Annotated in this window: 21 protein-coding genes; 10 read left to right on the top strand and 11 right to left on the bottom strand. The window is 69.7% G+C overall.

Annotation, left to right across the window (positions count from 1 at the left end; all coding sequences use genetic code 11):
• Positions 1–218: 218 nt before the first annotated feature.
• Both BMY07_RS20625 and BMY07_RS20620 read right to left on the bottom strand, forming a co-directional pair.
• Positions 219–1,340: an ATP-binding protein gene (locus BMY07_RS20625; protein ID WP_218150703.1), complete on the bottom strand. Its 1,122-nt coding sequence runs from the start codon at positions 1,338–1,340 to the stop codon at positions 219–221.
• Between the two features lie 56 nt (positions 1,341–1,396).
• Positions 1,397–2,050 carry a response regulator transcription factor gene (locus BMY07_RS20620; RefSeq protein ID WP_092780903.1) on the bottom strand — a complete coding sequence of 218 codons (654 nt, stop codon included), beginning with the start codon at positions 2,048–2,050 and terminating at the stop codon, positions 1,397–1,399.
• A gap of 155 nt (positions 2,051–2,205) precedes the next feature.
• On the opposite strand from BMY07_RS20620, the gene BMY07_RS20615 reads away from it, so the two are divergent.
• From BMY07_RS20615 to BMY07_RS20590, 7 genes are all read left to right on the top strand, one after another.
• The gene (locus BMY07_RS20615) at positions 2,206–2,694 is read left to right on the top strand and encodes a hypothetical protein (protein WP_143073566.1); all 489 of its coding nucleotides are present in this window, start codon (positions 2,206–2,208) and stop codon (positions 2,692–2,694) included.
• A gap of 31 nt (positions 2,695–2,725) precedes the next feature.
• Positions 2,726–3,784: an efflux RND transporter periplasmic adaptor subunit gene (locus BMY07_RS20610; RefSeq protein WP_143073565.1), complete on the top strand. Its 1,059-nt coding sequence runs from the start codon at positions 2,726–2,728 to the stop codon at positions 3,782–3,784.
• On the top strand, positions 3,781–4,473 hold the full coding sequence (locus BMY07_RS20605; protein WP_218150702.1) for an ABC transporter ATP-binding protein: 693 nt from the start codon (positions 3,781–3,783) through the stop codon (positions 4,471–4,473). Before BMY07_RS20610 ends, BMY07_RS20605 begins: the two co-directional genes overlap by 4 nt.
• The gene (locus BMY07_RS20600) at positions 4,470–5,675 is read left to right on the top strand and encodes an ABC transporter permease (RefSeq protein ID WP_245782517.1); all 1,206 of its coding nucleotides are present in this window, start codon (positions 4,470–4,472) and stop codon (positions 5,673–5,675) included. Before BMY07_RS20605 ends, BMY07_RS20600 begins: the two co-directional genes overlap by 4 nt.
• Before the next feature lie 63 nt (positions 5,676–5,738).
• On the top strand, positions 5,739–6,203 hold the full coding sequence (locus BMY07_RS20595) for a helix-turn-helix domain-containing protein (protein WP_177215672.1): 465 nt from the start codon (positions 5,739–5,741) through the stop codon (positions 6,201–6,203).
• A gap of 191 nt (positions 6,204–6,394) precedes the next feature.
• Positions 6,395–6,541 carry a hypothetical protein gene (locus tag BMY07_RS34445; RefSeq protein WP_177215671.1) on the top strand — a complete coding sequence of 49 codons (147 nt, stop codon included), beginning with the start codon at positions 6,395–6,397 and terminating at the stop codon, positions 6,539–6,541.
• Positions 6,541–7,758, top strand: coding sequence for a cupin domain-containing protein (locus tag BMY07_RS20590; protein ID WP_092780887.1), 1,218 nt, complete (start codon positions 6,541–6,543; stop codon positions 7,756–7,758). The genes BMY07_RS34445 and BMY07_RS20590 overlap by 1 nt, the downstream gene beginning before the upstream one ends.
• Here BMY07_RS20590 and BMY07_RS20585 read toward each other — a convergent pair.
• The gene (locus BMY07_RS20585) at positions 7,745–9,484 is read right to left on the bottom strand and encodes a S9 family peptidase (RefSeq protein WP_218150701.1); all 1,740 of its coding nucleotides are present in this window, start codon (positions 9,482–9,484) and stop codon (positions 7,745–7,747) included. The genes BMY07_RS20590 and BMY07_RS20585 overlap by 14 nt on opposite strands.
• A gap of 197 nt (positions 9,485–9,681) precedes the next feature.
• Between BMY07_RS20585 and BMY07_RS20580 the strand changes: the two genes are divergently transcribed.
• Positions 9,682–11,646 carry an ABC transporter ATP-binding protein gene (locus BMY07_RS20580; RefSeq protein ID WP_092780884.1) on the top strand — a complete coding sequence of 655 codons (1,965 nt, stop codon included), beginning with the start codon at positions 9,682–9,684 and terminating at the stop codon, positions 11,644–11,646.
• On the opposite strand, the gene BMY07_RS20575 is transcribed toward BMY07_RS20580, so the two are convergent.
• The 4 genes from BMY07_RS20575 to BMY07_RS20560 form a co-directional block, all read right to left on the bottom strand.
• A complete protein-coding gene (locus BMY07_RS20575; protein ID WP_092780881.1) occupies positions 11,643–12,335 on the bottom strand; it encodes an ABC transporter ATP-binding protein in 693 nt (230 codons plus the stop codon). The genes BMY07_RS20580 and BMY07_RS20575 overlap by 4 nt on opposite strands.
• A 2-nt stretch (positions 12,336–12,337) precedes the next feature.
• The gene (locus BMY07_RS20570) at positions 12,338–13,669 is read right to left on the bottom strand and encodes a hypothetical protein (protein WP_092780878.1); all 1,332 of its coding nucleotides are present in this window, start codon (positions 13,667–13,669) and stop codon (positions 12,338–12,340) included.
• Complete coding sequence (locus BMY07_RS20565) at positions 13,666–14,637, bottom strand: hypothetical protein (protein ID WP_092780875.1); 972 nt, start codon at positions 14,635–14,637, stop codon at positions 13,666–13,668. Before BMY07_RS20565 ends, BMY07_RS20570 begins: the two co-directional genes overlap by 4 nt.
• Positions 14,638–14,830: 193 nt before the next feature.
• Positions 14,831–15,187: a lactococcin 972 family bacteriocin gene (locus BMY07_RS20560; RefSeq protein ID WP_092780872.1), complete on the bottom strand. Its 357-nt coding sequence runs from the start codon at positions 15,185–15,187 to the stop codon at positions 14,831–14,833.
• A gap of 585 nt (positions 15,188–15,772) precedes the next feature.
• Between BMY07_RS20560 and BMY07_RS20555 the strand changes: the two genes are divergently transcribed.
• Positions 15,773–17,119 carry an EcsC family protein gene (locus BMY07_RS20555; protein WP_177215670.1) on the top strand — a complete coding sequence of 449 codons (1,347 nt, stop codon included), beginning with the start codon at positions 15,773–15,775 and terminating at the stop codon, positions 17,117–17,119.
• 10 nt (positions 17,120–17,129) lie between these two features.
• Here BMY07_RS20555 and BMY07_RS20550 read toward each other — a convergent pair whose 3' ends face one another.
• The 4 genes from BMY07_RS20550 to BMY07_RS20535 form a co-directional block, all read right to left on the bottom strand.
• Positions 17,130–17,519, bottom strand: coding sequence for a hypothetical protein (locus BMY07_RS20550; protein WP_143073563.1), 390 nt, complete (start codon positions 17,517–17,519; stop codon positions 17,130–17,132).
• 517 nt (positions 17,520–18,036) lie between these two features.
• Positions 18,037–18,237: a hypothetical protein gene (locus BMY07_RS20545; RefSeq protein ID WP_092780864.1), complete on the bottom strand. Its 201-nt coding sequence runs from the start codon at positions 18,235–18,237 to the stop codon at positions 18,037–18,039.
• Between the two features lie 577 nt (positions 18,238–18,814).
• Positions 18,815–19,264 carry a GNAT family N-acetyltransferase gene (locus BMY07_RS20540; protein ID WP_092781176.1) on the bottom strand — a complete coding sequence of 150 codons (450 nt, stop codon included), beginning with the start codon at positions 19,262–19,264 and terminating at the stop codon, positions 18,815–18,817.
• Positions 19,265–19,322: 58 nt separating this feature from the next.
• Positions 19,323–20,072 carry a GntR family transcriptional regulator gene (locus BMY07_RS20535; RefSeq protein WP_218150700.1) on the bottom strand — a complete coding sequence of 250 codons (750 nt, stop codon included), beginning with the start codon at positions 20,070–20,072 and terminating at the stop codon, positions 19,323–19,325.
• 507 nt (positions 20,073–20,579) lie between these two features.
• Between BMY07_RS20535 and BMY07_RS20530 the strand changes: the two genes are divergently transcribed.
• Positions 20,580–20,897, top strand: coding sequence for a hypothetical protein (locus BMY07_RS20530; protein ID WP_092780861.1), 318 nt, complete (start codon positions 20,580–20,582; stop codon positions 20,895–20,897).
• Positions 20,898–20,911 lie beyond the last annotated feature (14 nt).

The raw sequence follows: 20,911 nt of genomic DNA, 5'->3' as shown, positions 1-20,911 counted from the left end.
CCCACGGCCACGTCCAACAACGTTTCCCGATCACCACCCATGACAACTCGTGATGGGTCCCGGCAGACCTCACAGCGGCGGTGAGCCGCACGCCGTCGCGACGCCTCCGCTCGCGGTCCGGCCGTGCTCGTCGGCCGCCGGGCACCGGTGTTGGTCGGAGTGATCGATACGGACCACTCGGGCGTACCCGAGGTCGGCGGGTTCGGTGGTCCCGCCGGTCAGGGCGTCGACGCAGGTAGGGAGACCGTCACGTCCAGGCCGCCTCCTGGCCGAGCACTCGCCGCGACCGCGCCGTCGTGTGCCTCCACGATGGACTTGACGATCGCCAGGCCGAGCCCGGCCCCGGTGCGCGAGGCGAGTCGTTCCGCAGTGCCCCGGTTGAACGGTTCGAACAGGCTGTCCACGCTGTCCGCCTCGACCACCCGTCCGCTGTTGGAGACCACGACGGCCCCGTCGCCGACCTCGACGTGGAACCAACCCCCGGCAACGTTGTACAGCATCGCGTTGCGCACCAGGTTGTCCACGAGCTGGGTCAGCAGCACCTCGTCCCCTGGCACGACGAGCGCCGCGGTGGACACCGATCCGCGCACGCCGACCGGCGTGCCAGGCGGTGGAGCCGCCAGGGCCTGTTCCACGACCCGGGAAGCCACCTGGGCGGTGTCCACCGGGTGTCGCTCCGGCAGTCCGTTGTCGCTGCGCGCCAGCAGCAGCAGCCCTTCCAGCAGTCGGTCCAGGCGGCGGTTGGCCGCCAAGAGGTCCGCGCACACCGCCTCGATGTCGGCTGGACCGGCCGAGGACAGCCGGACCTGGATGATCGCCCGTTCGATCGCCAGCGGTGTGCGCAACTCGTGCGAGGCGTTGGCCACGAACCGCCGCTGGCTGGTGAATGCCCGGTCCAGCCGGTCGAGCATGCCGTCGAAGGTGTCGGCCAGGTCGCGCAGTTCGTCCGGTGGGCCGTCGAGGGCGATGCGCTCGTGGATGTTGCGGGCCGACATCCCGCGCGCCTGCGTGGTGATCGTGTGCAGCGGCCGCAGCACACGCCCGGCGGCCCACCAGCCGACCACGGAGGCGAACAGGACCATCACCCCCACGGCCACCGCCGACGCCGCGACCAGCTGGTCGAGCGCGTCGGCCTGGATCTCCTGCGCCAGGCTGGTGATCTGGGCCGGGGTCAGCGGTGCGCCCTGCGCGGTGTCGCGGACGGCCTGCTTCGGCACCACTGTCACGTTCGTGCGCCGCTCACCGGCGATCGCGTCGCGGATGACGACCTCGACGCTGCCCGCGAGGCTGTGCCCGGACAGCACGAACACCACGCCCAGCAGCACCACGCACGACGCCAAGCACAGGCCGCCGTAGAGCAGTGTCAGGCGCAGGCGGACACCACTGCGGGAGCGGGTCAGATCCGGTAGCCGACGCCGGGCACGGTCGCGATGAGCGGCGGGTCGCCCAGTTTCGCCCGCAGCCTGCTGATCGTGATCCGCACCGCGTTGGTGAACGGATCGGCGTTCTCGTCCCACACGCTCTCCAACAGGCTCTCCGCGCTGACCACGCCACCCCGGGCGCCGAGCAGCATCTCCAGGACCGCGAACTCCTTCCTGGACAGCGCGAGGAACCGTCCACTCCGGACCGCTTGGTGCCGGGGCACGTCCACCTCGAGGTCGCCGTGGCGCAGCACGGGGGAGACCACCCCGGCCGGGCGGCGGCCGAGCGCGCGCACCCTGGCGACCAGTTCGTCGAAGTCGAACGGCTTGGCCAGGTAGTCGTCCGCGCCGAGTGACAGTCCACCGATCAGGTCCCGCTTGCTCGCCGCGGCGGTCAACATCAGCACCCGGCTGGCGCCGTGGCCCGCCACGATCCGCCTGCACACCTCGTCGCCGTGCACGCCGGGCAGGTCGCGGTCGAGCACCACCACGGCGTACCGGTTCACCGCGAGCCGGTCGAGCGCCTCGGTGCCCGAGAGCGCCACGTCAACGGCGAGCGCGTGCTTGCGCAGCCCCTCGGCGATCACCTCGGCCAGCGCCGGTTCGTCCTCGACGACGAGCACCCGCACGTTCCCAGACCTCCCTCGCCCGACCCGGGTCACGGTAGCGAAGACGGTGTTTCACAAGTGTATCGGTCAACCGTGACGCCGGGGATAGGGCTACTTCGTTAGAGCTATGGACAGCGCACGGGATTCGCGCGCTCTCCCGCTGAAAGGTGCTCACCTTGACTCCGTTGTCCCTCCGCGTCGCGGGCCTGGTGCTCCTCGCGACCGCGGCGGCGTGTTCGCCGGACTCCGGCGGATCGCCGCCGACCACGACGACCGCCGTCGCCGCCGACGGCCCGGTCCGGTTCACCCAGTGCGTGCGCGACCAGGGTTTCGAGCTGCCCGACCCGCCACCGGGGGCGCAGACCGTCGAGCTGCCCGCCCGGGCCAAGACCGACCCGGCGATGGGCGCCGCGGTCGACAGGTGCAGGCACTTGCTCGGCCAGGGCAGCGGCAAGAACCCCGACGACCCCCAGCAGCAGGACCGCGCCCTCGCCACGGCGCGCTGCCTGCGCAGCAAGGGCGTGCAGGTGCAGGACCCTGCGCCAGGGCAGCCGCTGCAGCTGAACGTGGACGCCAAGGACCCCAAGGCCATGCAGGCGGTGCAGGACTGCCGCCGCGAGGTGTCCCGCCAGTTCGAGTCGGGCGGGCCGACCAGTGGCGGCTGAGGGTGGCCGAGGCCGGTGGTGGGTGCTGGTCGTGGCCGGGGTGCTGGTGGTCGGCGCCGTGGCGTTCGTGGTGCTCCGGCCGGACCGGCCCGCCGCCGTCGCGGGCGCCAGGCCCGTTCCGCCCACGGCCGAGGTCGTGCGCACCGACCTGGTGCAGAGCACGCGGGCCGAGGGCAGGCTGGGGTTCGACGGCAGCGTCCCGGTGCCCGCTGCTCCCGGTAGCGGGATCGCGACCTGGTTGCCCGCGCCAGGCGCCGTGGTGCGGCTGGGAGAGCGCGTCTACGCCGTGGACAACCGCCCGGTCCCGCTGCTGCACGGCGACACGCCGCTGTGGCGGGAGCTGGCTGAGGGCGTCGACGACGGACCGGACGTCCGGCTGTTGCGCGCGAACCTGCGTGCGCTGGGGGTGGCACGGAACCTGAACGCCGACAGCGACCACTTCTCCGCCGCCGTCGGTGACGCCGTCGCGCTCTGGCAGGAGCGGCTCGGGCTGGCCGAGACTCGCAAGATCCGCCCGGGGGAGGTCGTGGTGGCCCCATCGGACCTGCGGGTGGTCGAGGTGCGGGCAACCCTCGGTGGCGCGCTGCCCGCCGTGGTCGCCACCGCGTCCAGCACCGCTCGGGTGGTGACCGTCGACCTGGCCGTCGCCCAGCAAGGGCTCGCGGTGGTGGGTGCTGCCGTGCGGGTCCTGCTGCCCACGGGGGAGACGACCCCGGGCAAGGTCGCCTCGATCGGCACCGTCGCCACGTCCGCACCGCGCGAACCGGCAGCGGGCGACGGCGCCGTCGCCGCGACGCTGCCGGTGCGGATCACCCTCGACCGACCCGAGGCGGCGGGCACCCTCGACGGTGCCCCGGTGTCGGTGGAGTTCACCAGTGACACCCACCGCGACGTGCTCGCCGTGCCGCTGGTGGCCCTGCTGGCGATGCCCAGCGGCGACTACGCCGTCGACGTGGTCGAGACCCGACCGGACGGGGCGTGGGACTCGCGGCGGGTCGTGGTGCGGCTGGGGTTCTTCGCGACCGGGCAGGTCGAGGTCGAGGCACCTGGGCTGAGCGCGGGTACGAGGGTGCAGGTGCCCGCGCGGTGACCGAGATGATCACGGCAAGCCAGGTCGGCAAGGTCTACCGCGGTGGGGTCCCCGCGCTCACCGATGTCTCGCTGACGGTGCGCAAGGGCGAACTGGTGGCCATCGTCGGGCCGTCCGGCTCGGGCAAGAGCACGCTGCTGCACCTGATGGGCACGCTCGACACACCGACCAGCGGAACCGTGCGGGTGCTCGGGCTCGACCTGTCCGAGGTCAGCGACGGCACGCTCTCGGCGATGCGCGCGCACTGGATCGGCTTCGTCTTCCAGCAGTTCTTCCTCGGCGCGACGCTGTCCGCTGTGGACAACGTCGCACAGGGGCTGGTGTACCAGGGGGTACCGCGCGGCAGGCGGCGGCGGCGCGCGGCCGAGGTGCTCGACCGGGTCGGGCTCGGTCACCGGCTCGACCACCGGCCGGCACGGATGTCCGGCGGCGAGCGGCAGCGGGTCGCCATCGCGCGCGCACTGGTCGCCGATCCGGCGATCGTGCTGGCCGACGAGCCGACCGGCAACCTCGACTCCGCCTCCGGCGCCGTCGTGCTCGACCTGCTGCACCAGCTCAACCGGGAGGGAACCACGATCGTGGTCATCACGCACGACACCGATGTCGCGGACCGGCTGCCCCGGCGGGTGCGGATCCGGGACGGGGCCGTGGTCGCCGACTCCGCCGCGGTGTCCGGTGGTGCCGGGTGAGCGCGCCGACGCGGCAACCACCGCCCTCGGCCATGCGGGTGTCGGACCTGGGGCGGGAGAGCACCTCGGGCCTGCGGGGCAGGCCCGCGCGGGCCGTGCTCTCGCTGCTGGGCATCGCGGTCGGGGTGACCGCGATGGTCGCCGTCCTCGGCATCAGCGCCGCGAGCCAGGCGGGGCTCATCGCGCAGATCAGCAGCCTGGGCACCAACATGCTCACCGTCGCACCCGGCCGCGACCTCTTCGGCGGGCAGACCGAGCTGCCGGTCGAGTCCGTGGCCATGGTGAGCCGGATCGAGGGCGTGCGGTCGGTGAGCGCGGTCGGCGCCGTCGGCGGCCACTCGGTGCGGCGCACCGACAAGATCGATCCCGACGACACCAACGGCATCGCGGTGCTGGCCGCGCGGCTGGACCTGCTCGACACGCTCGGCGGCTCGGTCACCGCGGGCTCGTACCTGAGCCCGGCGACCGAACGCTACCCGGCGGTCGTGCTCGGCGCGGTGGCCGCGAGCAGGCTCGGCGTCGGCTCGGTCGGTGACCAGGTCTACCTCGGCGAGCGCTGGTTCACCGTGGTCGGGCTGCTGGCCCCGCTGCCGCTGGCACCCGAAGTCGACCGCGCCGCGCTGGTCGGCTGGCCGGTCGCCCAGACCGACCTCGGCTTCAGCGGGCATCCGACGACCATCTACGAGCGGTCAGCGGACGAGGCGGTCGCGGGTGTCCGTCAGGTGCTCGCGGCCACGGCCAACCCGGAGAACCCGCAGAACGTGGCGGTCAGCAGGCCATCGGACGCGCTGACCGCGCAGCTGGCCACCCGGTCCGCCTTCGACCAGCTGTTCCTCGGGCTGGGCGCGGTGGCGCTGCTCGTCGGCGGCATCGGGGTGGCCAACACGATGATCATCTCGGTGCTGGAGCGGCGCGGTGAGATCGGGATGCGCCGCTCGCTCGGCGCGACCCGGCGGCACATCCGCGCGCAGTTCCTCGCCGAGTCGGCGGTGCTCTCGGCTCTCGGCGGGGTGATCGGCGTCGTGGTGGGGATCGCGGTGTGCGTCGGCTACTCGCTCGCCCGCGGCCTGCCGGTGACCCTGCCGTGGACCGCGGTCGGCGCCGGGCTCGCCGCCGCGGTGGGCACCGGGATCGCCGCCGGGCTCTACCCGGCGGGCCGCGCCGCCCGGCTGAGCCCCACCGAGGCGCTCGCCGCGGTGTGAGCACGGTGTCGACCAACCACGTCATCGGTCCAGAAGTAGGGGCCGCGAGCCATGGGGGCCGCGATGGGGGTACGCAAGTTCGCCAGACCCGCCCGCGACGGTGAGGAGGAACGGTTGCTGCGCAAGCTGTCCGCCTCCCGCACGGTGCCGCGCTGGCTGGGCCAACGCGCCCAGATCATCACGCTGAGCTGGGCGGGTGCGTCCACAGACGACATCGCCGAGCAGGTCGGGCTCAGTCCGCGCACCGTGCGGGCCTGGCTGCGCCGGTTCGACACCGACGGCATCGACGGTTTGTCCGACCTGCCGAAGTCCGGTCGGCCACCGCAGCTGACCCAAGCGGACCGCTCCCGGCTGGTCCGGTTGGCCGCCGACGGAGGTGCGCAGGCGTGGACGCTCTCCCGGCTCACCACGGCGGCCCGCTCGCTGGGCATCGAGGTCAGCCGCAGCCAACTCCGGCGCATCCTCATCGACGCGGGCGTCGCCTGGACGGAGGTGCCGCGAAACAGGTGCCGAACAGGGTCGGAATAACGCCGACAGAATGGGTTCGGCTTCTTTTGGAACGGACGAGCATCTCCATTGAACCTGTTCTGCTCCAATCGCGTGATTTACCGTCGATCATGGTTGACGGAGCCCACGAGCGGTCAAGAGAATCGACCGGCATCCGATTTCCCGTGCGGATGTCCATCCCACCACACGGACTAAACGAAGTGGGGAAAACCATGCCCGAAGAGTTCTCGCTTGGTGCCGACGACGTCGAGGTCACCAGGACGCCGCCGACGTCGTCGGACTTCGTCATCGCCGACAACGACCCCTCCGACCCGGTCCTCGTGATCGCCGACAACGACCCGTCGGACCCCGTTCTCTGATGTCGGAGACGCTCGAACCGGGGAGGGCCGCGCTCGAGCCCTCCCCGGGTCTCTCCGCACTCGTGGCTCCCATCGAGGTCGACCGGTTCCGCGCCGAGTACCTCGAGCGGGCGCACGTCCACATCCCGGCGGGCGCGCCGGGCAAACCGGTGCCGCTCGACCTCGCCGACGTGGACACGATCCTGGCCCAGTCGAGCATCCGCTCAGCCGACCTGCGGGTGGTCGCCGACGGCAGGGAGACGCCGGTCGCCGAGCTGGCCGCGCCCGGTGACGCGACGGCGCTGGAGCTGCTCTACGACTGCTACCGCAAGGGTTCCACCGTCGTGATGAAGTTCCTCGACGAACGGTGGCCGCCGCTGCGGGAGCTCTGCTCGGCGCTGGCCGCCGACCTGGACGCGCGGATCCAGGTCAACGTCTACCTGACCCCGCCGGGCGCGCGGGGCCTGACTCCGCACTTCGACACCCACGACGTGTTCGTGGTCCAGGTGTCAGGTAGCAAGCACTGGCGGATCTACGACTCGCCGTACCCGCTGCCGATGCACGGCCAGTCCTACGCCCGCCACCGCACCGGCCCGGACCCCGGCGAACCGGTCGACCGCTTCGTCATGCGGCCGGGCGACGTGTTCTACATGCCGCGCGGCTGCGTGCACGACGCGACCTCGGGTGACGAGGCGTCGCTGCACCTGACCATCGGGGTGTTGCCGGTGCTTTGGGCCTCGGTCGTGCGCGACGCGGTGGCGACCGCGGTCGAGCGGGACGAGCGGCTGCGCCGGGCGGTGCCCGCTGGTGCCTTCACCGACCCCGATGCCAGGGCGGCCGCCACATCGGCCCTGGTCGAGCTGTTGGACCTGGTGCGATCGCTGGCCGACCCGGCCGAGCTGCTCGACCGGGCAGCGCGGGTCGCGGAAGTGGGCAGGCGCCCGGATCTGCGCGGGCACCTGCTCGACCTGGAGGCCGTCCGGTCGTTGGACGGGGAGACCACGGTCCGCAGGCGCGAACAGGTGCGGTGTGCGGTCGAGGCCGACACCGACCAGATCCACCTGCGCTTCCACGGCAAGCGGATCAGCCTCCCCGCGCGGGTGGGCGAGCAGGTGCGGTACATCTCGGCGGCGCGCGACCCGTTCACCCCGCGCGACCTGCCCGGCGGCTTGGACTCCCCCGGCCGCGTGGTGCTCGTGGAAACCCTCGTCCGCGAGGGCCTCCTCACGGTCGGGTGACCGCCGCCTCGCCCGGCTCCTCGGCTCGTCCGCCGAGGTGCCGGGCGAGGAACCGCTCGGCGGCGGCGTAGAACGCCAACCGGTTGCGCGGCCTGGTGAACGCGTGTCCTTCGTCCGGGAAGAGCAGATACTCGTGGTCGATCCCCTTGGCCCGCAGCACGGCCACCGCTTGTTCCGCTTCCGCGGCGGGAACCCGCGGGTCGTTGGCGCCGTGGGCGACCAGCAGCGGCACCCGCAGCCGGTCGATCCGCGAGAGCGGCGACCGCGCCCACAGCATGTCCGCGTCGTGCACCGGGTGCCCGACGCGGCGCCACAACCGCTGGGTGAGGCCGGAGAGCTCCTTGCCGGGGACCGCGGCCAGGAAGGTGCGCAGGTCGGTCGGGGCGGCGACGGCCACACCGCAGCGGAAGACCTCCGGGGTGGTGGTGACACCGACCAGGGCCGCGTAGCCGCCGTACGAGCCGCCGTAGATCGCCACCCGTCCCGGGTCGGCCCAACCCCGGCTGACAACGTGCGACACCGCGTCGAGCAGGTCGTCCTGCATCGCCGCGCCCCACTGGCGGTCACCCGCGTTCACGAAGTCCTTGCCGTAGCCGGTGGAACCGCGGAAGTTGACCTGCACCGCCAGGTAGCCGCGATTGGCGAACCACTGCGTCTCGCCGCGCAGGCCCCACACGTCGCGGGTCCACGGCCCGCCGTGGACCACCACGACCGTGGGCAGGCCCCGGCGCGGTACGCCCGACGGGAAGGTGAGGTAGCCGTTGATCTCCAGGCCATCGCGGGCGGTGAACGCGAACGGCGCCACGCGCACGAGCGGCAGTCCTTCGAGTGCGGTGGAGTGGGTGAACAGCGGGGTGGTCCGCCTGGTGGCGCGGTCGTACCAGCGGAACTCGGCGGGACCGTCGTCGACCAGGTAGCGCACCAGCCAGGTGCGGTCGGCGTCGTCACCGCCGAGGACGGTGACCTCGCCCGCGCGGGCGGCCAGCAGCGCCTCGACGTCGGGGCGGACATCCGCGCGCAGCGCCTCGACGTGGCTGCGCTCCCGGCGCACCACGGCCAGGCGCGCTTCGCCGTCCGGATCGGTACCCACCCCGACGACGTCGTGCTTGGCGTCCTCGGCGAGCACCTCCGCCGCGCCGGTCGCGACGGCGACGCGCAGCAGTCTCGTGGCTGGGGATCCCTTGCTGGACAACAGCAGCAGGTGCGTTCCCGACCTGGTGAACCCGATGACGCGCAGCAGCATGGTGTCCTCGTGGTCCACCTCGTGCAGCGTGCGCCAGGAACCGTCGGGGTCGCGCACGACCACCGCGAGGCCGTCGGCTGGCCTGGTCTCCACCGCGGCCAGGGGGCGCAGGTCGGCGTCGGCGGTCCATGCCGTCACCCCGGGGCGGGACGCCACCGGTTCGGCCTCGCCGCTGCCGATGTCGACCAGGTACGCGTCGTGCACCGCGCGGTCGCGCAGGTTCATCCCGACCAGCACGTGACCCGGCCTGCCGGGGCGCAGGGCGATGAGCCGCGCCTGCACGCGCGGGTAGGGGGTGAGGTCGCGCGGAACCGGTGTCGCGGCGGTGACGTCCACGGCGTACAGGTGGGTGTTCTCGTCGCCGTCGCGGTCCTGGGTGTAGAGCAGGTGCACGCCGTCGTGGGCCCAGGCGAACACGTGCACGCCCCGGCCGCGGTCGTCGGTGACCGCGGTGTACGGCCCGCCGAGCGGACCGCACCACACATTCTGGATTCCCTCGACAGGGGAGACAAAGCCGATTCTCGTACCGTCCGGCGACAATGCCGGGCTCAGCCGGTCCGGGTTTCCGAACAGAATCGCGCGGGGAATGATCCTCGGGCTCGCCACGACGGCAAGTATGCGTACGGTTGCGGATTCGGTCCAGCGACCGAACGGTGGACACCAGAAATCCTGGGAGAGCGATGTCGGTCCGGTTCGTGTTTTCCAAATCCAGCGGCGACGCTGCGGGCAGCGGTCTCACCGGCGACCCCGACCTCGGCGCGGCCGCACCGCCACCGCCCGGCGGCCGAGCACGCCCGTTCGCCGCGCTCGCGGGCACGGTCCGGGTGCTGCGGCTGGTCTGGGGAGTCGACGCGCGGCTGACCGGGTGGCTCGGTGCGGCGATCGTGGTGGCGGGCCTGGTCCCGGTCGTTACCGCGGCCACGGTCCGCGTGCTCGTCAACGCCGTGCTGGCCGCGGTGGCAGGCAAGGGCGGTGGCCCGTTGGACGTGCGGCTGCCCGGGTTCGCCTTCGACCTGCCCGCGATGCCGACCGGCACGGCGGTCGTGGTGCTGGTGGCCGTCCAGTTCACCGCCGCGCAGCTCGGTGGGATCGCCGCCGCGATGCGCTCGGGGACCCAGCAGCTGTTGCAGGAGCGGGTGACCCAGGACGTGCGGGCCCGGATCATGGACCACGCGGCGGGCCTCGAACTGGCGTTCTTCGAACGGGGCAAGTCCTACGACCTGCTGCGCCAAGCCCAGCAGGAGGCGGCGATCCGACCGGTCGGCATGGTCAGCAGCGCGTTCGGGCTCCTGCAGAACCTGATCATGTTCACCGGCCTGGCGGTGCTGCTGGTGACCGTGAGCCCGTGGCTGGCGCTGCTGGCCCTGCTCGCCCCGGTGCCCGCGTTCATCGCCGACGCCCGGCACGGCACCCAGGCGTTCCTGCTCTCCACCCTCGCCGCGCCCGCTCGGCGGCGGATGGACTACCTCTCGACGCTGCTCACCACCGACCAGTACGCCAAGGAGGTCCGGCTCCTCGGCCTCGGCGGCTACCTGACCAGCCGCTTCCGGCTCATCGGCGACCGGTACTACCAGCGGCTGCGCACCCAGGTGCGGCGGCGGCAGACAGCCGCGGCCCTGTGGGGCTCGCTGAGCACGGTGGTCGGCGCGGGCACCTACCTGTACATCGCCTTGGCCGCGGTGAACGGGCGGCTGACGCTCGGCGACCTGATGCTCTACACCGCGGCGGCGCTTACCCTGCAGGCCGCGATCCAGGCGATCTTCTCCGCACTGTCCACGATGCACGAGAGCACCCTGTACCTCGACCAGCTGTTCGCGCTGCTCGCGGTGCGGCCACAGGTGGCGGCTGGCGCCCTGCCGGTCGGGGGCTCTGCGCCCCGGATCACCTTCGACAACGTCTCGTTCCGCTACCCCGACGCCACCGAGTGGGCGCTGCGCGAGGTCAGCTTCGACCTCGCCGACGGGGCGACCACGGCCCTGGTTGGGACCAACGGCTCCGGGAAGTCCACAGTGGTCAAGCTGGTCTGCGGCCTCTACCAGCCGACTGAGGGCCGGATATTGATCGACGGCGTCGACCTGTGCTCCTACGACCCGGCGCTGCTGCGCTCGCGGACCGCGGCGATGTTCCAGGACTACGTCACCTACCAGGCCACCGTGCGGGAGAACGTCGGCCTCGGCGCTGTCGACCGGATCGAGGACACCAAGGCCGTCACCACCGCGATGGCCGGTGCCGACGCGCTGCGGATCCTCAAGGGCCTGCCCGGCGGCATGGAAACCATGCTGGGCCGCTGGTTCGGCCGCGGCACCGAACTCTCGGGCGGGCAGTGGCAGCGGGTCGCACTGGCCAGGGCGTTCATGCGGCCCGAGGCCACGCTGCTGCTGCTCGACGAGCCGTCCTCGGCACTGGACGCGCGGGCCGAGGCCGACCTGTTCACCCGGCTCGCCGACCTCTCCGACCGCCGCACCGTCGTCTACGTGTCGCACCGCTTCTCCACCGTCCGGCACGCCGACCAGATCCTGGTCCTCGACAGCGGACGGCTGGTGGAGACCGGTACGCACACGACCCTGGTCGACAAACCGGGCGGCACCTACGCCGACCTCTTCCGCTTGCAGGCCGCGCCGTTCCTGGACCCGCAGCCGGACTAGCCTGCCAGAGACTGCCCGCGCCCTTCCGGGCCACATCCAGGCGTGCGCTGCGCGGCCATGTCCACCACCCGCGAGCAGTTGTCGGCCACGGCCGTGTCGTGCGTGGCGATGACCACGGTCTTGCCCGCCTCGTGCAGTTGGTGGAGCAGGCCGAGCACGATGTCTCGGTTCACAGCGTCGAGAGAGCCCGTCGGTTCGTCCGCGAGGACGATGTCGCATGGCTTCAGCAGCAGCCGTGCCACGGCGATCCGTTGCTGCTCACCGCCGGACAGGGAGTAGACCTTGCGGCGCTCCACGCCCGGCAGTCCTACCTGCGCGAGCGCCCAGGCGATCCGCCGCCGCTTCGGGACACCCCGATCCGCGTAGGTCAGGGCGATTTCCAGGTTGTACGCGACCGACTCGCTGTCGATGAGCGCGAAGTTCTGGAACAGGTAACCCAAGCGGGTTCGGCGCAAGAGGTTCGCGGCGCGGCTGCGCGGCGCGGGCGCCCGGCCGCCGAGCACCGAGACCGCACCCGCGTCAGGGGCCTCCAGCAACCCGATCATGTTGAGCACGGTGGACTTCCCCGACCCGCTCGGGCCGGTGAGGGCGATGAACTCGCCCACGCCGATCCGGAGGTCGAAACCATCCAGGACCCGGCGGTCACCGTACTGCTTCCGGACTCCCCGGAGCTCGCCACAGAACTCCACGACTAGAACTCCTTCACTCGTCGGACCGCGTTCCGCCGTTCCACGAGACTCGCGGTCACCCCCAAGAGCAGTGCCTCGACCGCCACTGTCGTGGCGGCCACGGCCAGCAGTGCCGGTACCTGGCCGAAGGCGTTCTGCTCGATGCCGGGCACGGACACGGTCTCCGTCGTCAGCCACACGACCACACCTCCGGCGAGCAGGGTCTGCACCGGCCAGGTGCCCGCGAGGACGAGGAGCAGCTCGCGGTAGGACCGGGCGACCCCGATGCCGTGCAGCCTGCGCACGGCGAGCTTCCTGCGCAGGCGGTCGGAGCCGATGACGACGACGGTCGTGTTCACCGCGAACACGACCAGCAGCGCACCGCAGGCAACCGCCGTGATCTGCGCGAGCGCACCGCGCAGCGCGCTGATCTGCGTGCCCAGAGCCTCGTGGAAGGTCACCAGGTGTCTCAGGTTGTCCTCCAGCTCGAGCTGCTCGAGCAACGGTGTGATGCGGTCCAAGGCTCCCGCCGGGTCGCCGTCGACGCGGACCTTCAACCCGGTGTCGAGACCGCCGGTGATCGAGTTGAGCCGGTCGACGACCAGGCTGTTGGCGGGTGTCATGATCTGGACGACAGGATCGGTGATCATGTTCCCGCGGTCGGGGTTGACCACGGGGTTGAAGCTGAACACATCCTGTCCCGAAGCCGTCCAGATGATGCGGACCTCTTGGGTGGCGAACCGCTCGGGCGCGGGGGTGCCGGTGATCCGCTCTTCCGCCTGCACCGCACCGGTTGTCTCCGAATCACCCGTTCGAGTGGCTCGAAGCAGTTCCCTGAGTTCGCCCTCCCGGGCCTTGTACTGCTCGGGCACGGCGACCACCCATGCCTGTTCGTCATCCCGGACGGCGATGGTCGCCCCGGTGGCATCAGTGATCGGGTACTGCCGGAGGTAGTTGTTGTTCACCAGGATCGGCGCCGCGGGCCAGGGCGAGGACGGTGGTGGCAGCACACCGGGCTCGTAGTTGGCCGAGTCGATGAAGATGCCCCCCGCCGCCTCCAGCACGGGGTACAGGTCGCGTGCCTGCGCGACCGACGACGCATCGCCGCCGTTCTCCAGCTCCTGGAGGTCGTCCCCGACCAGCCGGGGGTAGAAGATCGCGTAGTCCTGCACCTTCGCCCAGGGGGCCATGAGGTCCAGCTGCTCCCCGAGGTCGCCGAGTTGCTGCCACCCGAGCACGACCGTGACGGTCAGCACCGCCCCGAGGACGGCTTTCACCCCGGCCGTCACCAAGATCGCCAGACCTGGGAACGCGTGGCCACGCTCGCGGTTCGCGCGCCGAAGTGGTTGGTTCACTGCAATCGTCCTTTGATGAGGTCCGACATTCGCACGCGGTTGACGAGGACCAGCCCGACGCCCGTCGTCGCCACGAAGCCGACCAGCACCACGCGGCCGAGGGCGACGACGAGGGTGCGCAGGAACACTGTGTCGACACCGGGGACGACGGCTGTGACGACCAGGCAGGTCGCCAGTCCGATCAGCAGCGACGCGATCAGCGGTCGTCCGACGACCCGGTACAAGATCCGCGCCGTCGGGTAGCCGACCGATCGGAACACGCCGATCCGCTTTCCTTCCCTGAGCAGGATGACGGCGAGGACGAACGTGGCCAACCCGGTGAGGATGTACGCGAGGACGTCCCCGTCCCCGGGTGTGGCAACAGGGGTCGGCCTGACATCGGAGGTCAGACTCGCGGGGGACGCGCCAGCGACACCCGCCACGACGAGCCCCCGTGCGACCAGGGTGAGGAACCGGTCCCGGTCCGGGGACTCGACCGTGTACCGACCCGCGGTGGGCAGGGATTCGAAGGCTCGCCCCAGCGGTGCGAACGTGAGCTCGTACCGGTCCCCGAAGACCACCGGTACGCCGACGTTGTCCACCTCGCCTGCGCGCACCGAGGAGACCGTCGCCGAACCGGCACGTGATTCAGCTGAGTTCAGCCAGCGCCCTGCGGCGAGGGTGAACCCGTCGAACAGGGCGGTCCGGTCGCCGCTGACGAAGATGTAGTGCCTGATGTGCTTGCGGCCTGAGATGTCCACTGTGGTGCGCAGCACGTTGGACCCGGTCGCGGTGGCCGCCTCCGCGAGGATCCGCAGCGCCACCTCGGGATCGGCGACCCGTGGGTGCTTCGGCCAGAGGAACTGGGTACCGAGGTCGTTGGCGACGGCATCGTCGCGTGCCTCTCGGTCGAGCACCGCGTCCGCCATCACGACGGCAGGGATCGCGAGCAGGATCCCCACGAGGAGAACGGACAGGATCAACCGCACGGTCGACCACTCCCGTCGTCGAGCGGTCCGATGTCGATCCGCCCACGTCCGCGCGACGGCCCGAACAGAGGGGTGGCCACCATGGTTCCTCTCTCACGGCGCGCTACTCGGCGCGCTCGACGGGTCATCGAGGTTGGCCGTGCCGGGCCTGACCTTCGCCAAGCCCGGCACGGGTACGCCACGAACGTCCGGGTCAGGGACTGGGGTCGTAGTACGTGTTGCAGGTGTATGCCCAGCCCGCGGTGATGTGCGCCTCCGACCAAGCACCCGCGCTGTTGTAGCGCTTGTCGGTGCCGCCCGCCATGACAGCGGTCGAGCTGTGGTAGTTGTTGGGGTGGACGTAGTTGGAGTAGCAACGCTTGAGGGCGCCGTCAGCGGCGGTGCCCTTGCACCAGGTTCCCCCGCTCGCGCCGCCGCACGCGTTCGCCGCGGCCGGGCGCTGGGTCTGCGCGGTGTCCGCTTGGGCGACCGAAGCGGCGCCCGCGATCATGAACAGCGCCAGCGAGGCGACCGACGCCGCCTTCGCGGCGCGGTTCTTCAGACTTGACACAACCTCTCCGCTCTCTCGATTTACCAGCGATTTCGTAGTTCGGGACGAGCCCAAATCGGTCCAGCGACGATAGGTGAAAGGCGCACCAACGCTTGGCTGAATCGAGTGTGCACATCTCGAAAAGAGCTGTTGACATTGTCGGTTTCCAGCCCACGCCCAGGCCGCCGGTTAGGACCCGTGCGGGTTTCGCCGAGGCGGTCGATCGCACACACCGGTCACAACACCGACCACCCCGGTGGATGGTCGCCCGCAGGCGCACCACCTGGCAGAAACGCTACCAACGCACAATGGGATCGGCAATTGACAATCCGCTAGGCTACCTGGTTGGTGGAGTCAAAAACTGGACGTTCGTCCGGTGTGCCGCCGCCAGGCGGAATGTTGGACATGGCTCGCATGACAATAACCGGTCACCGGGGCATTCTGCCGTATTCGTTGTTCTGCGGCACGTGGATGGCTTTGGCAGCGGCCTGCGGGGCGTGGACGAGGGTGCACCGGGTCACGGGTCGGGCGTCGGTGTGTCCAAATCAGCTCTGCCGATGCGCGGTGCGGGCAGTCCGCGGTCGTGCCGGTCGTGGGGATTTCCGGGTGTCAGCCGTTGAGCGTAGGCTTGCGCGCTCATTGCGACATCGGGTGCTGGGGAGCGGCGCGGTGGGTATCGAAGACCTGAGCAGTTATGAGCGAACGGCCTGGGACGAGCTTGCTGCGTGGCGGGTCGACCGGCTGCTGGCAACGGAGCGGCACGTGCTGCCCCGGAGGGCTCGTGATGGACTGGCCAGGGCGGGTGAGCTCGGCCGCGGGGGAGTCGACGGGATTCCCGGTGCGCAGCAGTTGGTCGGCACCCTCGGCAAAGCACTCGAGGGCATGCTGAGCGTGGTGAACAAGGCGGCGGAGAAGAGCATGCGGCGCAGCGCCGTCCTCGCAGCCTACGCCAGGCGCGGCCACGTCCTGACCGACGTCGAGGACATCCGCAAGCTCGACCTGAAGCTGGTTGACGAAGTCAAGCCGCACCTCGGCCTGCGCTATGCCTCCGGCACGGCGGTCACGGGCGCGGCAACCGGACTGGCGGTGTCCGGCGGCGAACTGCTGGCCACGGTCGGCACGGTGGCAAGCGCTGGAGCGGCCGCGGCACCCGGCGCAGGCACGGTTGTCGCAGCGCTGGCCACTGATGCGGCCGCGACGCTAGGCGCGATGACCCGTGCCGTCGCCCGCACGGCGGCCTTCTACGGCTACGACACCAGACGTCCCGAGGAGCAGGTCTTCGCCCTCGGTGTGCTGAACTTCGGCCTGGCTCATCAGGCAGGCAAGAGTGCCGCCTACCTCGAGCTCAACAAGATCGTGCAAGCGTTGGCCCGCAACGCGACTTGGGCGCGGTTGAACAAGAACAGCGTCACCCGCGTCCTGCGCGTCGTCTACCAGCGGCTCGGCTTGCGCCTGACCAAGCAGAAGCTCGGCCAGGCCGTACCCATCGCGGGCATCCTGATCGGTGCCGGACTCAATGCCCGGCTGCTCGCCAAGCTGGCAGACGACGCGGACAGGCTGTACCGCGAACGTTTCCTGCGCGACAAGTACGGGCTCCCCGGCGACGGTATCGGGAACACCCCCGCTGCGGACGACAACCGCGCCGACCGGATCCTCATCGCCGATATCGTCGACGGCGAACTCGACGCAGAAGACCGCGACGCCGACACCGACGAGCAGCGGCAGCGCAATACTCCAGTGGAGCCAGCCGGGTCCGGCCACCATTCGGGTGGTCGACCTGGCCGCACACCCGCCTGCGGTGGTGTCCCAGTCGACGAACGCCCGGTGCCCGTCTCCCATGATCAGGTTCCACAGCGCGAGGTCGTGGTGGGCGATGATGTCGGCACCGTCGGCTGGGACGAGCGTCTGCCACCTGGCTCAGGCGGCGCGACGAAGTCCGCGACAGCGCCGTGAGTGTCACGGGTCATCCGAGCGGCACGGCGAATGCGCTCGTCAGGGTCGAGCAGGTCGAAGCGGTCTGGCCAGGGCACGGTGCCGGGATGAAGCCGAGCGCTTCCCTGGTCTTCTCGTCTACGCCCAACGGCTTCGGGGCACCGGGAAAGCCGACTGCGTCGAGGTGCGCGAGCAGGGCGTGGACGACCAGGGGCCAGGGACCGGTTGGGCGGCGAACGGTTTGTCCGACGCGAACCTCGTCGGCACTTGCGTTGGAGGCGATCTCGTCGTCGGCCATGGCGATCAGCCTTGCATTCGCACGAAGAACTCCACCGACTGTGCCATTGCTCGCCGTACTTCCATCTCCGCCGACATCGAGAACCGCCTCGAACGCACCGGGGTCCGGCCGCTCGCCGCTCACGACCCGTTCCCCCTCGCCCAGGACGGCACCGGACACAAGGTCAGATCGCGGCCCAGTGGCAAGTCCGTCGGATCGGGCAGGCATCTCCGAGTTCCACCCGAGGAACTTGCCCGCGCCCTGTTAGAGCCCTCAGCCTCGAGATCCGTCTCAACGCGACACCCTCAGCGCCACCTGCCGCATCACCCTGACCGGCCCCACCATGACTACAGCCACCCGCACCGCCCACAGCGCGGCCATCCTGACGCTTGGTGACACTCGACAGTGCAGTGACCAGCTCAAACAAAGCGAAGGGAACAAGAGCCGCCCGAAACGGGTGACGATCCTGTTCCCATCCTTGTGGTGCCCCCGGTGCGATTCGAACGCACACTGGACGGATTTTGAGTGCACTGTCTACCCCGGACATGCACTGCCCTGACCTGCGCGAACAGACGCCAACACTCGATTACGGCCCGAGTTTCGGTACGCATTCGGCACAGCAGGACCCGGTGGGCTCTGCCAGCTGCGCCCGGACGGACCTCTACTCGGGGCGCTGGGCGCGCAGCAGGTCCAGGATGGCGTCCAGCTTCGCTGTCTGATCGGCCTGGTTCGTTGCGATCTCAGCGAGTCGGTTGCCCTGCCGCTTCTGCGTCGCCTCGATCGTGGCCAGCATCTCGTAGATTGACTGAACGTCGTTGTCGAGCTGCCGCACCTTGCGCTCAACCTCAGCCGGGGTCGTCATGACCCGGGAGCCTAGTCGCTCCGAGAACGCCCAGACACGCTGAAGCCGCCGTAGGGCGCTGGGGGTGGGGTCGGCCGCGGGGTGCGGTGGCGGGGGCTGGCTGTGTCCCTGGAAGCCGTAAAGCCCGTAACGCCCGTAAACGCGCAGGTCAGGCGGTTACGGGTCGGCCGTTGGGGTCGTAACCGGTTACGGCCCTGGGACCATCGGTTACGGCCTTGGACAGCAAGGCGTAACCGCCTGACCTGCACGGTTACGGGCTTTACGGGTGTTACGGACTCTGCGGGGCATTGAGCCGCCGTAGGGCGCTGGGGGTGGGGTCGGCCGCGGGGTGCGGTGGCGGGGGCTGGCTGTGTCCCCGGAAGCCGTAAAGCCCTAAAGGCTTACCCGGCGGCATCTGGTCCCGTTGCTGGCAGTGTCACCGGACGCAGGGGCGTAGGCAGGCACGAGTGTTGGCCAGGCCACTCACCGGGCCGTGTGGGGTCCGTAGGGCACCCGCCATAGGTCGGCACCCAGTGCGACAACATTCCTCAACTCTGCCCGTCATAGATGCACGACCCCGGAAAGCAAGCGCTAGTTTCTACAAAAGAAACTCAAATAGCGCCCCTGACGGCCGCCATGATCTGTAAACTGTGCGCACATGTTGCCACCCGAGACCTTGATAGTAGTCTTGTAGGTCTTTGTTGTCGCGATTAGCGTCTAGCCTAAGACGCTTTTTCCCTTGCTCTCTGGCGATCTTGGTGGCCCAATCGAGCATGATCGACCCTATGCCTCGACCTGACCAAGCTCTCCTGACGGCCATTCTGTGCACATAGAGTGCGCTCTCCAGATCGTCTCCTGATTCCCAGAAGTCTGGGTCGGCGAAGTCGTCTACAGTGATGGTGCCGACGACCTGGACGGTTCCGTCTGTATATGCCTCAGCAAACCATACTCGACCGCCGCTAATGCCGTCCGCTATGCGCTCAACGCGGAATGGTCCTTGCCACTGGTTGACGCCTTTTTCGCGAAGCCAGGCCGCAGCCTCAGTCATCAGGTCCAGGACCGTGGGAAGTTCTCCGGGAACGGCTGGCCGGAGTCGCAACTGAAGGTCATCGCCCACTGTCTACCGGCCTATCACGCTCAAACATGATGACGTGGCGCGTGCCCGGCAAGATGGTCACCACGGAGCGGACTGGCTGTCCATCCTTGGTGTAACCCGTGGAACGAAGTACCGCGACAGGAACACCTGGTCCTAGTTCGAGCCTGTCTGACTCGACTGGCGATGGCATCCGAACCTCGATCTCATCAATTGCGCGCACTTGCCTGGCGCCTAGCTCGGACAAGACCTCATTTGCGCCCCGTTGAATATCGTGCGGCGTGACAATCTCGGAGTTGTTTACTAGTCCTAGTGGAAAATAACTGTCATTCAGATTGAAGGGTTCTCCATCTAGGTAGCGCACCCGCCGACGTACCACGGCCAATTCGCCCTCTTGTAGCTTCAATCGGCTGGCCACCACCGGAGGGGGAGTCACGATTTCCACCGTGATGGTCTGGGATGGTACCCGCCCTTCCTGGGCTTGTTCCTCCATCCATTGGTCCATTTCCGGGGAGGACGGTCGCGGTCGAAACTCTGCCTGGGGTCGAAAGATCGAACGCTGAACCTTGCGCACGAAGTAGCCGCGCGGTCGGGACGGCACCACCAAGCCCTCGTTCTTGAGCAGTGTCAGCGCTTGGCGAACCGTTGTTCGGGTGACATCGAACTTGTCGCTGAGCGCCTGCTCTGTGGGCAGCTGCTCGCCGGGGGCCAAGCGGCCATCGTCGATCTGCGACCGGAGGTCGTCCGCGATCTGCGCGTACACCGCTTGGGCGCTGCTACGGGGAGGCATGCCGACCAGTCTGGCCTCTGACATGCGCTTTGTCTACTCAATGCGCCACCGGGGTTGACACCGGGCGCACGACGTGGGAGTGTCCTGTTGTCGCATTGAGTAGACAATGCGATCGGGGTAGACAAACCGCCCTGTCGACTCGATCTCGCTGTATGCGAGCGGCGCTCATGTGTCGTTAGGTGGTCGTCCTTAGCGGTAGGACCATTGCGCACGACGTCCCCGAGGTGGCCCTGAAAGTGGGGAGCTGACGGGTAATTCGTCCTGCATGCGCAATCACTTCATGAGATAAGGCCCTGGGAGCGGGGCTTCATATGGTGTATTTGGTGCGCCCTTTTTCAGTTGACATGGGCGTATCCAAAATCTTGACCTGGCTGTGTTTGTGCAGGTCAAGAGTCCTTTGCGGCCTGGTGGCGTTGTCGCGTTGTGCGACGCGTCACCAGGCCATCTTCCTTTTCCGCCTTACGTATGGAGGTGTTTGTCATGCCTGAGACGAGGGTCAACGGGCTGGTGCCGGTCGCGGACGTGGTCTGCGTTCTGCGTTTGTCGGAGGAACAGGTGTGCGCCGGTTACCTGGCCGCCCGTAAGGCGATGGTGGCGGCGGGTACGCGGGTGTTGTCGCTGGGCCGGCTGGTCGCTGAACACCCCGGGCGGACGGACTACAGACGGGCCTGGTTCACCGCGCAGGCCAACCACGCCGCGGCCTTGAACCGCACCGAGATCGCCTACAGCCGGTGGACGCGGGCCCAGCTGCGCACCGACGCGGCTTGGAGCGCCACGACCGGCCGCGCCGCGGCTTGATCCGCACTACAACC

This window comes from Actinokineospora terrae (assembly GCF_900111175.1).
Classification (GTDB): domain Bacteria; phylum Actinomycetota; class Actinomycetes; order Mycobacteriales; family Pseudonocardiaceae; genus Actinokineospora; species Actinokineospora terrae.
The sequence above is the reverse complement of the archived record's forward strand: the minus strand, read 5'-3'. Positions and strand labels throughout refer to the sequence as shown.